The organism is Deltaproteobacteria bacterium GWA2_45_12, assembly GCA_001797365.1.
Taxonomy (GTDB): Bacteria; UBA10199; UBA10199; order UBA10199; family UBA10199; genus UBA10199.
Genome location: MGPH01000053.1, coordinates 52673 through 66241, shown reverse-complemented (window position 1 = coordinate 66241; position 13569 = coordinate 52673). Strand labels below are relative to the sequence as shown.

Sequence of the window (13569 nt, the reverse complement as noted above, 5' to 3'; positions counted from 1 at the left end):
AAGACTGCAACCCATCCACCTCAACTTCCTATCCATTCCCTCCAGTGTCAGGGGCGCATATCAAGAAATTCTTAAAAACACCCACCGTGTTTGATGGACAGACATTTTTTTGACTAAAAATAATAAAGACATTTAATTGATTGTTTTATTTTTATTTCGTTATTTCAAAAGCTTATGTTATAAATGAAAGACATTTCATCAAATGAAATGGGATTTATCATTGTTTTTTTTATGAGGGGGGGGTCAATGAAGGGTTCAAAATTATTTTTTCATGGCATTGGAGCACGCTTATTTTTGGCATTCGGTTTGGCCGTGGCCATCTTGTTGGTTCAGGCTCTTATCGGGGCCTATTATGGTCGCCTGTATTTGGGGAGACTTTCCGACACAAGTGAAACGGCACAGATTGTTATTTCACTGCATGAACTTGAATCCGATATTCTTTCTTTAACCGATCCCATCAAAAAAGTACCTGAAATTGGCCCGATGCAAGCCTCCCAAGATTTCAAACTGACCTCCGGAAAGATGCTGCACTTAGCCCAGGGTTTTGAACTCTATGTTCAAAACAAGGAAACCAAATGGGCTCTGCTTGCCAAATCCATTTCATCCGACATTGATCAGATTGAAAAATTGGGCACCCGGTTTTTTGAAAAAGAGGATGTTGTCTTGCTGGATGAAACGTTAAATATCCTAAAAATGAAACAGGATATTGTGATTGGAAAAATTCGCCAGCTTCGCGATGTATTGGGGCATTCTGTAAGTACCCAACAAGAGATCATTGCCTCACAAATCAATATCCCGGTTGTTATCGGCCTTGTTTTGGCCCTGCTCAGTGCTGTTTTATTGGGGTCATCAGCCACGCTGATTATGCGTTCTTTACGTGAACGTCTTACCTTGCTTACTTCTACAGCCACAAAAACAGCCATGAAAGGGGATTTAACCCAAAGGGTTGAAATTGGCGGGGAGGATGAAATTGGAAAGCTGGGTGAAGCTTTTAACAAGATGTCCGAAGGGCTTTCGACCATTTTAAAACAGGTGAAGGAGGCGGGGTTGCAGGTGGCTTCGGCAGCATTCCAGATTCATGCCGCCTCTGAAGAACAAGCCTCTGGCGCTGCAGAACAGTCCTCAGCGGTGGCCCAAGTTTCAAGCACGGTGGAAGAGTTGGCTCGCACGGCCCAGCAAATTGCCAAGAATGCCCAGATGGTCAATGGAGCCGCTGAGCGAACTTTAAGTGGAATGCGCGAAATACAGTCCAAGGTGTCCCAGGCCGCAAAAAAAATCCTGATTTTGGGTGAAAAAAGCCAGTCCATTGGAAATATTGTCAAACTCATTGATGATCTTTCCGAACAGACGAATCTGCTGGCCTTGAATGCCGCCATTGAAGCGGCCCATGCAGGTGAGGCGGGAAAAGGTTTTGCCGTTGTGGCCAGTGAAGTAAGAAAACTTTCCGAACGTTCAACGGAATCAACCAATGAAATACGCTCTCTCATTACGGAAATCCAGGCTGAGACCAATGCCACCGTGATGGGGGTTGAAGAGGTCACCAAGCAGGTCGTCAAGGGCCTTGAAATGGTGCAAGAAACCGTGCAGCAGGCCAAGGAAATTTCAATGGCCACAAGCCAGCAGCGTTCAGCGGCAGACCAGGTGGTGTTGGCCATCAAAAACATTGATCAGGTGGCCAGGCAGTTTGTGGATTCAACCCGCCAGGCGCAGTCTGCCGCGGGCCGTTTGGAACAGCAAGCCGATGTGTTTAAAAAAACCATTGGGGAGTTCAGGATTGAATGATTGATAAATCCAAGTTCATTGCCACTTTTACCGATGAGGCGAATGGATATTTAACCATCCTCAACCAGGGATTGGTTCGCCTTGAATCCAGCCCCAAGAATATTCCCCTTTTAGAGGAACTTTTTCGTGCCGCCCATACCCTTAAAGGGGCGGCTCGCATGATGGGTTATGAAAGCATTCATTCCATTGCCCACGCTATTGAAGAGCTTTTCGGACTTCTTAAAGCTGAAAAGTTGAATTTTAGGACCTCCATTGCTGATAGTGTTTTTTTGGCTTTGGATACAATCAAAAAAGCCATTGAAAATGTGGGCCTTACCCAGAAAGAAGATATTGATCCAGCCCAAGTGATTTGCGCAATGCAGGTTTTTTGTCTTGATAAGAAAACGGATACCAAAGATTTTCATGCAGTTTCACCCAAAGAGGAAAAGACAGATCCAAATCCGGAAATAAAAATAGAAGCGGAAGTAGAAACAGAAAAACCTGATGTTTTCAAAAAAGAAACCATAAAAAAAAGTAAAAGATACGAGGAAGCGACGTTTAAATACAAGCCTCCCAAAAAAGTTCCTGATTTTCAGGAAGAATATATTCGTGTCCCCCTTAAAAGAATCAATAATCTTCTTAATTTGATCGGTGAAATTGTCATCAATAAGGTCAAGTCCAGTCATAAAATTTTATTATTCAAAAAATTAACACGTCAGTCATTTGCCATTGAGAAAATGCTTTTTGATCTTGATACCCTTGTTAAAGAAACCTTTTCAATCCCCGATGAGCTTATCTTTTCCAAGGGCCGTGTTTTAAGGGCTTCCCAGGAGATGGAGAAAGCGGCCCATCTTTTGAATTATTTGCATGGTATTGAGTCGATGGCTCAAAACTTGAGAAAAGAGATCGCCTCACTTTCTGACAACATGCAAACGGAAATCTTTCACTTAAATCCCTTGGTTGAAGAAATGCAGCAAAAAATGAAGGAAATGCGCATGCTGCCATGTGCCACCCTCTTTGAGGGTTTTCCCAGGCTCGTACGGGATATTGCGCATCAACAGAGTAAAGATGTCGGTTTTGTTATTCGTGGAGCTCAGACAGAGCTTGATAAAAAAGTTCTGGAAGAAATCAAGGGCCCTTTAATTCATATTCTTCGTAACGCTGTGGATCACGGGCTTGAAACGAGCCAAGAACGTTTGTTGGCGGGCAAACCCTCCAAAGGGAGCATGACACTTGAAGCTTTTCAGGAAGGAGGGAGCGTTATTATTCAGGTTGAAGATGACGGGCGCGGCATTGATTTAGACGTTATAAAAAAGAAGGCGCTTGAGAAAGAACTGGTTTCGGAATCCGAACTTGCCGATATGACCGATAAATCCATTTTGAATCTTATTTTTGTTCCCGGGTTTTCTACTTCTCCCATTATTACGGATGTTTCAGGAAGAGGGGTTGGGTTGGATGTTGTACGCACCGATATTGAGAGGCTTAAAGGTAAGGTGGATGTCATCAGTGAAAAAAACAGCGGGACTAAAGTGCGTATCGAGTTGCCCCTGACCATCGCCATCATGCGTGTGCTCATGGTGGTTTCTGGAGGTGTTCGTTGGGCATTTCCTCTCACTTCGTTGGAACAAAGTTTGACCATAAAACAGGATGAAGTGACCACGCTTTCTAACCATATGGTCATACGTGTGCAAAACGTTTCTGTTCCCCTTGTTTCATTGGTGGATGTTTTGGGTTTGGAAAGTCTGGCTCCTCAAGAACCCGTTAAAGGCACAGGAAATGGTGGTAATGAAATTTCTGATCGTACATGGACGGTGGTCATTGTAAATTCACTTGGAAGAAAAGTGGGGTTTATCGTTGACCGTGTTTTGGGTGAGGAGGAAATTTTTGTCAAAAATTTGGGAATGTACTTGGGAAAAATTATGGGTGTCCACGGGGCCACGGTTCTTCCCAGTGGTGAGGTTGTTGTTATTTTGGATGCCCAGGACTTGGTGAGTGAAGCCAAATTAGCCCATCCTGCTGCTCAAAAAAGCCCTGTTTTGCGGCAAAAGAAAAAGAAAACACGGGTTTTGGTTGTTGAAGATTCTCTGACCACGCGTGAACTTGAAAAGACGATTTTGCAAAATCATGGTTATGAAGTTGATGTGGCTATTGACGGTTTGGATGCTCTTGAAAAAATGAACCACGATGTTTTTGATGTGTTGGTTTCAGATATTCAGATGCCGCGGATGGATGGTTTTGAATTGTGCAAAAGTATTAAAACCAATGAGCGATTTAAAAATATGCCCGTCATTTTTGTTACCGCCCTTTCTCGTGAGGATGAAAAACGTAAGGGCATCGAGGTGGGCGCCCAGGCCTATATTATGAAAAGCCAATTTGATCAGGGAAACCTCCTCGATGCGATTGAAAGGTTGTGTTGATGGATGATCAACACAATAAAAATATGATTCGTGTTTTAATTGCTGAAGATTCTCCGACCATTGCCAAGCTTATTGAGGCCTATTTGAGCCGTGACCCTGAAATCATGGTTGTAGGATTGGCCACTAACGGACGGGAGGCTTGTGAAATGGTTGAAAAGTACAAACCTGATATCGTCACCATGGATATGCACATGCCCGTCATGGATGGTTATGAAGCCACAAAGCAGATCATGGCTTATTATCCCACCCCTATCATCGTTCTTAGCTCCTCGGTTTTTCGCATGGGGACCGACAAGGTGTTTGAAGCCCTTTCTTACGGTGCCCTTGATGTCATGAAAAAAAGCAGCTTTGAAGATATTGATGCCACCGATGAAGAACGCAATGAACTTATTTATCGCATTAAATTATTGGCCAAGATCCAGGTGGTGCATCATCCCTTGGCCAAAATCGAAAAGCATCGCAAACAACTTCTGGCCCAGGCTGAAGCCCAAAAACATCCGCATTTGCATTCAAAAATAGTGGGTATTGTTGCTTCAACAGGGGGCCCCAACGCCTTGTCGGCCCTGCTAAAGGATATCCCCAGCGATTTTTCGGCTCCCATCCTCATTGTGCAACATATGTCTCCCGGTTTTGTGGATGGGCTTGTTTCATGGTTGGCAGGAGAAATTAAGATAAAAATCAAACTCGCAACACAGGGAGAAATTGTTCAGCCAGGGGTTGTTTATGTGGCTCCCACGGGCTTGCACATTCGTGTTAATGAAAGCATGCAGATACAGCTGACAAATGAAGACCCTGTGGATGGGCATAAACCTTCGGGGACGGTTTTACTCCAATCATTGGCCAAGGTTTTTGGCGTCAATTCAATGGGTATTTTGCTCACGGGGATGGGGCGTGATGGGGCCAAGGGTTTGGAAGCCATTTATGTCGCCCGTGGTTATACGATTATACAGGATGAAAAGACATCGGCTGTCTATGGCATGCCCAAGATGGCCAAGGAATTGGGAGTGGCCCGAGAGGAACTGCCCTTGAACAAAATTGCGTTAAGTTTGGTGAAGTGGTCCAAGGAGGAATAAATGGAATACCTTGTTTTTACCATGGTGGGAGAGGAATTTGGTGTGCCCATCAGCCAGGTAAAGGAAATTTTAAAAACAGGCCCTGTCAGTCCACTTCCCCGGGCTCCCGAATTTGTAGATGGTATCATGCGTGTGCGCAACCACAGCATTGTCGTGCTCGATTTGCGCAAGCATTTTGGTTTACCAGTGGTGGCCAGCCATCCTGCAGATAATGTGGTTGTCATGCGCCACGACAAACTTATTTTTGGGTGTTTGGTTGATTCTGTCGTGGATGTTGTAAACTTAAGTTCACCCCAGGTCGATGCAGGGTTGCGCGGAGTCACCCACTTTATTGACAAGAAACTGATCGAGGGTGTGGCCCTTCACGGAAAAAGAACCATCATCTTGGTGAACGTGGGTTGCATTTTAAACCATGACGAAAAATACAAGTTGGAACAACTTGAAAGGTAACTTTTCATGGATGAAAGATTATCCGAGGATTTGTTTAAACAGTTTCAGAACTTTCTTGTGGAAGAGTCGGGCTTGTATGTCAATTTTGATCGCGTAGAAAATCTGGAGGAGAAATTAAGGGAACGCATGAAGGTTTGTGAGGTTAAAACCTTTGCCGACTATTATCATTATTTAAGATTTAATCCCCGGGCGCGCCTCGAACTCAAGTCCCTTCTGGATATTATCACCATCGGAGAAACCTATTTTTTCAGGAACGAACCCCAGTTTGAGGCTTTGGGGGGCTATGTTTTGCCCCGTATCTTGGAAACAAATACGGATCATAAGCTTCGTATCTGGTGTGCCGGATGTTCTACGGGAGAAGAGGCTTATTCGCTTGCCCTGTTTTTAAAAACCATTCCCGAATTGGCTTCATGGGATATTTCCATTTTGGCGACGGATGTAAACCGTAATTCCTTAAAGGTTGCTGCCGAAGGTATTTATGGGGCCCGGTCGGTTAACCTGGTGCCTGCCAATTTACTTCATCTTTATTTCACCCAAAAAGGTCGCAAATACTGGATCTCGCCTTCCATTAAAAACATGGTGCATTTTGAATATCACAATTTGGCCCGCGATTCTTATACCCTCAATGGGATGCGCAATCTGGACATTTTATTTTGCCGCAATGTGACGATTTATTTTGACATCAATACTTTAAAAAGAGTTATCGCGCAGTTTGCCGATTGTATAAAACCCGATGGATATTTTTTCATTGGGCATGCCGAAACATTGTGGAACATATCAAATGCCTTTACACCCATTGAGTTTCCCAAAACTTTTATTTACCAAAAACTTTCTGAGCCTTCGATAGGAGATCTGACGGCCCCGCATATCCCTCTTTCTTCTTTTAATAATGAAGAAAGCATGACCTTAAATCTTGAAGATGCCCCGCAGAATGCCAACCAGCCCATAAATTCTTCTGCATCGCCTGATTTGGGAACCCATGAGGACAAGCTTGAAAAAGCTTATGAATTGGCCGGCCAGGAAAACTATACGCAAGCTTGCCAGATCGCCAAAGAGATCATCAACAAGGACAATTTATATGCCCCCGCTTATTATCTTTTGGGAGTTTTAAACGAAAAAATGGGAAATCATAAGGAAGCCATCGATGATTTCCAAAGATTACTCTATATTGATGAGAAGCTTTCGGTGGGTTATTTGCATTTGGGGAACTTGTATCGGGCCATCGGGAATCAACAGAAAGCCCGAAAGGAATATCTTAATTGTCTCAAGTTTCTTGAAAAAATTGATGAAAATGAGGTGATGCAACTTTCCAACGGAATGACGGCCGGGGTGCTTTATCAGGCGGTGCATCGTGCCCTGGAAACTCTTGAATAGGAAATGATCATGCCGCAGGTTTCCAAAATTTTAGTCGTGGATGATAGCGGGCTGGCCCGTCAAATGATGGGGGATGAACTTTTGCAAGCCGGCTTTGAGGTGGTTTATGCCAAAGACGGTTTGGAAGCCATCCATAGCGCCTTTACCCAAATGCCGGATCTTATTGTGCTTGATATTAATATGCCGCGCATTAATGGGTACCAGGTATGTCGTCTGCTTAAAGACCATCCGGGAACCAGTCATATTCCCATTCTTATTGAAACCAGTAAAGCGGCCACCCAAGCTGTGGATGATCCCCGTAGCTGGAGTTTTGAAACAGGGGCCGATGCCTTCATGGACAAATCGGAAACCTCCGACATTGTCGGCTTGGTCCAAAAACTGCTGAAAAAAAACCTTTTAGCCAAAGCAAAATATGTTCCCTTAAGTCCGATGCCCGATATTGAAGTGATGATGGCTTTATCAACCCTTTTGGATAAACAACTTTATCAGGATGTGACCCGCCTTAAAAATTTAAGTGATAAAAAAAGCTCCTTTGTGGCCAATGTATCCCATGAACTCAAGTCGCCCATGGCTGTCATTAAAGGCAGCCTTCAAAACATGAAACTGGGCCTTTTGGGCCCTGTCAGTGAAAAACAGCTCAAATCAATCAATTTGGCCATTGGTACGGTCGATCGGCTTTCGCGCATGATTCGTGATCTTCTTGATGTTGCCAAAATGGAGGCGGGTAAACTCGAACTCAACAAATCCGTTTTTGATTTGGAAGAGCTTGTCAGTGAATTGATGGAACTTTATTTGCCATCCTCAGTGGAAAAAAAGATTAATCTGTCTTGTCAATGTGAACAGGGACTCAATCTGACAGCGGACCGGGATCGTATTTTGCAGGTTTTGGCCAATTTAGTGAGTAATTCAATAAAATTTACACCTGAAGGAGGGGCTGTTATCCTTCAAGCCTGTAAAAAAGGTTCCTACTTGCTTATTAAAATCATGGATACGGGGCATGGTATTGACCCTGAAAATATTGGGAGTATTTTTGACAAATTCAAGCGTTTGGATGGTGAAAAAGAAGAAGGAACGGGCCTTGGTTTGGCCATTGCCAGGGATCTGGTGGCCCTTCATGGAGGGGACATTTGGGTTGAATCCGAACTGGGCAAGGGGGCGACTTTTTTTGTGGAGTTGCCTCTTTAAGCCCCCTTTAAAGGATGGTAAAGGAGAAAAATGAATATGGAACCCAGAAAAAAAATTCTTATTGCCGATGATGAACGTGGGATTGTGGAAAACTTAAGGGACCTTTTGGAGTCCAAGGGTTTTAATACCGTTTATGCTTATGAAGGGATCAGGGCCATTGAAGTTGCCCATAAGGAGAAGCCGGATCTCATTATTTTAGATCTGAATATGCCCGCGGGAACCGGGCAAACGGTGATACAAAACCTGAAAAGTCGCAATGAAACCAAAGAAATTCCGATTCTCGTCCTTTCAGGAATGGATGAGCCCCATTTAAAGCAAAAAGTGGTGGCTTTGGGAGCCAAGGATTTTGTCCCCAAACCCTATGATGTCGAGGATTTATTGGGGAAAATATACGATTTGGTTTTGTAAAATACCCCCGGGCTCAAAAAATCTTTACAACCCACCTGTGAACTAGATATAGTTTTAAAAATTTTTAACGAGTATTCAACAGGAGCTTAAGTCCTATTTTTCTGAATGAAAATCAAACGTATTGAAATTATCGGTTTCAAGTCCTTCATGGATAAAACCGTGGTCACTTTTGACAAGGATGTAACGGCTGTGGTGGGTCCCAATGGCTGCGGAAAATCCAATATTGTGGATGCCATTCGTTGGGTCATGGGGGAACAATCGGCCAAGCATTTGCGTGGCAAAAACATGGAAGATGTCATTTTTGCCGGCACTGAAAGCCGGGCTCCTTTGTCGATGGCCAGTGTGGAGCTGACTTTTTCAACAGAAGGATATCAAACTCCTGCTGCTTACTTGAACCATTCCGAAATCTCCATTTGTCGTCGTCTTTATCGTACGGGGGATTCTGAATATCTTATCAATAAAGTTCCGGTCCGTCTTAAAGACATCACCGATTTGTTTTTGGGAACCGGTATTGGCACCAAAGCCTATTCCATTATTGAACAAGGGCGTGTAGGACAAATCATCACCTCAAAACCCGAGGAACGGCGCTACTACATTGAAGAAGTAGCCGGTGTTTCAAAATTCAAGGCACGCAAGGAATCGGCCCTCCGGAAAATGGAGGCAACCAGCCAAAACCTGCTACGGCTTACCGATGTCATTGGCGAATTGGAACGTCAGGTACGTTCGCTTGATCGCCAGGCGCGCAAGGCAGAAAAATACCGGGAATTAAGAACGGAATTTGAAAAATGGGATTTGGCTCTAAGTGCTGCCGATTATGCCGATGCGTTTTCCAAACAGGAAGAAGGGGAAGCTTCGTTGAAAAAATTGGGTGAGGAAGAAATCGGGTTGAAATCGGTTTTACAAAATGAAGAAAACGAAATCGAAGCGGTACGTTTCGGTCTTTTGGAAAAAGAAAAGGAACTTAACGAAGTTCAAAATCGTCTTTTTGAAGTCACCAATTATATCCGTCTTTCCGAATCCGGTCTTAAATTCAAAAAAGATGAACGGGTTCATCTGCAAGCTCGTACCGAGGAAGGTGTCAAATTTCTCACTGAATTGGAAATGCAATACGAAGGAGTCAGCCAGGGGTTAATTCAAATTGATGACCAAAAATGGCAGGCCGATATGGAGGCCCAGTCATGCCAGGAAGAACTTGTCACCTTGGCCAGTCAAAATGAAAATATTCAGACCGGGCTTACAGACGTTGCCAAGCAGCTTGAGGCTGTACGTGAGGAGCTTTATGCCACCGAGGCCCGTCTGCACAAACTCGATGCCGAAAAACAAAACCTCCATCGCAAAAAAGACGATCTGAAAAAAGTGCTCTCCCACGACGAGGAAAAACTGGGAGGGCTTAAAAGCCAGTATCACCAGGCCCAAAAAGTTTACCATGAAGTGACGTCAACATTAACCGGCCTAAAACAGCTCAAATTTGACCTGACGACAAAAACCGATTCGCTTTTCCAGGAGCTGGGGCAGTTAAAATCAAACCTCGATGTCGAACAAAAAAATCTTTTCCGTTTAAAAGAAGAGCTTACCCTGAAACAATCGCGCTTAAGTTCCCTCGAAGAGTTAAGCCGTAATTTTGAAGGTTATCAGGAAGGCACGCGATCGGTCCTCCTTAAAAAGAAGGAATTGGCCGAAGAAGGTATTTTTGGGACCGTGGCTGATTTCGTTGAAACCGAGCCCATGTTTGAAAATGCGGTCTCGGCTGTTTTGGGGGAAAAGTTGCAATATGTGGTTGTAAAATCGCAGCAGGAAGGTTTGCAGGCCGTTGAATATTTAAACACGCTTGCCGGTGGGCGCAGCTCCTTTGTTCCATTGGGTGTTCGTTCTTCTTATGAACAATCGGGTGAAATTTCTTCCCAGGAAGGGGTGTTGGGGCCCCTTCGTCAGTTTGTTAATTTGCCTAGTGACTATCAAACTCTTTCCGAATTTTTATTTGGCGATGTTGTTGTGGTTGACACCTTAAAGCGTGCCCTTGATCTGTGGTCTTTCAACGGGCATCGAAAAACTTTGGTTACTTTAGGAGGTGAAGTGGTTGATCCATCCGGGGTGATCACCGGTGGTTCCACCGAAAATACATCAAAGGCCCTTTTGGAAAAAAAGCGGGAGATGAAAGATTTGGGAGTGCTTATTGAAAACTTGAAAGGGGAATTGCAGGCCAAGGAAGGGCAATGCCAAAACCTTATCGCGCAGGTGGGTGTGTTGGAAGGGTCCCTTGAAGTGGTGAAAAGCACCTCCTTTGAAGAAGAAATAAAAATAGCCAACCAGGAAAAAGATCTGACTCATTTTAAAAAGGAACTTTCCAAAATTGAGACGGATCAAGCCGAGCTGGTAAGCCGTTTGGAGCAGGCACACAGGCAGCTCGATGAATTGGCCACCACTGAACAAATTTTTGAAGAAGAACAAAAGACCCTCGCTGAAAAATCCCTTAATTTAACGGCAGAACTTGCCGTCAAAAAATCTGAGTATGAAGGTTTGGCCAAGTCGGCTGCCACCCAGGCTGAAATTTTAACGCAGATAAAAATCAAGGTGGCGCAAAGCCGGGAGCGAATGGATCATTTGGATGCTGAAATAAAGAGATTGATCGATGAAAAAGGCCGCCTCTTTCTTGAAAAAATAAAAAAGACGGAAGAACAGCTGGGGTTCATGTTCAAGGATGAACAAATGGCCGCACAGTGTGCCCATATCGAAAAAATGCTGGTTAAAAGGATGGATCAAAAAACAACCATCGAATCCTCCATGCGGACCCTGCGCGAATCTTATGAAACCCAGACAGGGCTTGTGCGTGAGCGCGAACAAGGTTTCAAGAAGATGCGCGATCATTTAGCCTTGCTTGCCCAGCAAATAAGCCAGGTGACCATTTCCTTGACGGAAGTTCGTGGGCTCATGAAACATTTAACCGAGCAATGTTTGGAGCGGCATCGTTTGAGCTTGGCTGATATTTATAAAGATAGGTTAGATTCAAATCTTGATCGCGAGCAGGCGAAGGTAAAAGTTTCTGAGTTGCGTGAAAAATTATCCAACATGGGGGATGTCAATCCCCAGGCCCTTCAGGAATATGACGAATTAAAGACCCGTTTGGATTTTCTTCTTCACCAGAAAACCGATCTGGAAACCTCACTTAAAACCCTTGAGCGTGTCATCCAAAAAATCAATCGCACCACGCGTGAGAGGTTTTTGGCCACCTTTAAACTAGTGGATGAAACCTTCCAAAAAGTTTTTCCAAAACTCTTCCAGGGAGGGCGTGCCCGCCTTGCCCTTACCAATGAAGAAAATCTTTTGGAAACAGGGGTTGATATTATCGCCCAGCCTCCCGGCAAAAAACTTCAGTCGATCAGCCTGCTTTCAGGCGGGGAAAAGGCCCTGACAGCCGTTAGTTTTATTTTTTCCATCTTTCTTATTAAGCCCTCCCCATTCTGTATCCTAGATGAAGTGGATGCCCCCTTAGATGAGGCCAATGTGCATCGTTATAACGACATGATCCGCACCATGACGGACAAGTCGCAATTCATCGTTATCACCCACAACAAACGCACCATGGAAATGGTGGATGTGCTTTACGGCGTGACCATGCAAGAGGCGGGGGTATCGCAATTGGTTTCGGTGAATCTTCATTAAAAAAAGCACTTTTCCACATCATTTGACTTTCCCTTCATTCCCTTATAAATACAGCACTTCTTTATGCTTATCGTTCAAAAATATGGGGGGACTTCGGTCCAGGATGCCGTTCGCATTAAGAATGTGGCGGCTCGTGTGGCCGGAGCTCGCAAGGAAGGCCATGACGTGGTCGTTGTTGTGTCTGCCATGGCGGGGGAAACCAATCGGCTTATCGAGCTGGCTAAATCCATCAATCCAGAGCCCGATGGTCGGGAATATGACCAGATTATTTCGACTGGCGAGCAGGTGACTGTTGGCTTGTTAGCTTTGGCGTTGCAGGGGTTGGGACAAGCAGCACGTTCCTTTTCGGGCCATCAGGTCAAGATTGTGACGGATTCAGCTTATTCAAAAGCACGCATCCAAAAAATTGATGCGAGTGTTATCTTTGATAGTATTAAAAAGGGGATGGTGGTTGTTGTTGCCGGTTTCCAGGGAATGGACGAAGAAGGGAACATCACCACTTTGGGTCGGGGTGGCTCGGATACAACGGCTGTAGCCTTGGCCGCCGCCCTTAAGGCGGACTTGTGTGAAATTTATACGGATGTCGATGGCGTGTATACAACCGACCCCCGTATTTGCCCCGATGCAAAAAAACTTCCGCGTGTTTCCCACGACGAGATGCTGGAAATGGCTTCCCAAGGGGCGAAGGTTCTCCAAATCAGGTCGGTTGAATTTGCTGCCAAATATAATGTTCCCTTGGTGGTGCGCTCGTCCTTTAATGACAACCAGGGAACCATTATTGTGAAGGAGGATAAAAATATGGAAGATGTGATTGTTTCAGGAATTACTCTGGATGAATCCGAGGCCAAGATTTCCTTGCGTCGTTTACCTGACAAACCCGGTGTTGCCAAAAATGTCTTTGTGCCCATTGCGGATGCCGGAATCAACGTCGATATGATTGTCCAAAATGTCAGTGAAGATGGATTTACTGATTTAACCTTTACCATTCCGGTGAATGATTTGGTTTTGGCCCAGAAAATTATTGAAAATGTGTCCAAGGAAATTGGAGCCAGCCGTATTGATACCGAAAAGTCGGTTGCCAAGGTTTCAGTGATTGGCGTGGGGATGCGCTCCCATTCAGGAGTTGCCGCCAAAGTATTCAAAACACTTTCAGAAGCAGGAATCAATATCCAGATGATCTCCACTTCTGAAATCCGTGTTTCGGTCGTGGTTGACAAAAAACACGGAAAAGAAGCGGTGAA

The 13569-nt window shown here is 44.6% G+C and carries 8 protein-coding genes and 1 pseudogene (1 of these 9 running past the window's edge); all 9 read left to right on the top strand.

What is annotated here, in order from left to right; genetic code table 11:
- The first annotated feature begins 183 nt into the window (after window positions 1-183).
- Window positions 184-1782 carry a hypothetical protein gene (locus tag A2048_08310; GenBank protein ID OGP08070.1) on the top strand — a complete coding sequence of 533 codons (1599 nt, stop codon included), beginning with the start codon at window positions 184-186 and terminating at the stop codon, window positions 1780-1782.
- Window positions 1779-4178, top strand: coding sequence for a hypothetical protein (locus A2048_08305; GenBank protein ID OGP08069.1), 2400 nt, complete (start codon window positions 1779-1781; stop codon window positions 4176-4178). Before A2048_08310 ends, A2048_08305 begins: the two co-directional genes overlap by 4 nt.
- A 23-nt stretch (window positions 4179-4201) precedes the next feature.
- Complete coding sequence (locus A2048_08300; protein ID OGP08075.1) at window positions 4202-5251, top strand: hypothetical protein; 1050 nt, start codon at window positions 4202-4204, stop codon at window positions 5249-5251.
- Entirely contained in the window at window positions 5252-5701 is a 450-nt protein-coding gene (locus tag A2048_08295; protein ID OGP08068.1) for a hypothetical protein, read from the top strand.
- A 6-nt stretch (window positions 5702-5707) separates the two neighbouring features.
- Complete coding sequence (locus A2048_08290) at window positions 5708-7075, top strand: hypothetical protein (protein OGP08067.1); 1368 nt, start codon at window positions 5708-5710, stop codon at window positions 7073-7075.
- A 9-nt stretch (window positions 7076-7084) separates the two neighbouring features.
- Window positions 7085-8260 carry a hypothetical protein gene (locus A2048_08285; GenBank protein ID OGP08066.1) on the top strand — a complete coding sequence of 392 codons (1176 nt, stop codon included), beginning with the start codon at window positions 7085-7087 and terminating at the stop codon, window positions 8258-8260.
- 36 nt (window positions 8261-8296) lie between these two features.
- Window positions 8297-8668 (top strand): hypothetical protein, encoded by a 372-nt coding sequence (locus tag A2048_08280; protein OGP08074.1) that lies wholly within the window; start codon window positions 8297-8299, stop codon window positions 8666-8668.
- A gap of 105 nt (window positions 8669-8773) precedes the next feature.
- Window positions 8774-12328 carry a chromosome segregation protein SMC gene (locus A2048_08275; GenBank protein OGP08065.1) on the top strand — a complete coding sequence of 1185 codons (3555 nt, stop codon included), beginning with the start codon at window positions 8774-8776 and terminating at the stop codon, window positions 12326-12328.
- Window positions 12329-12391: 63 nt separating this feature from the next.
- A pseudogene (locus A2048_08270) lies at window positions 12392-13569 on the top strand (aspartate kinase) (it continues 34 nt past the right edge of the window).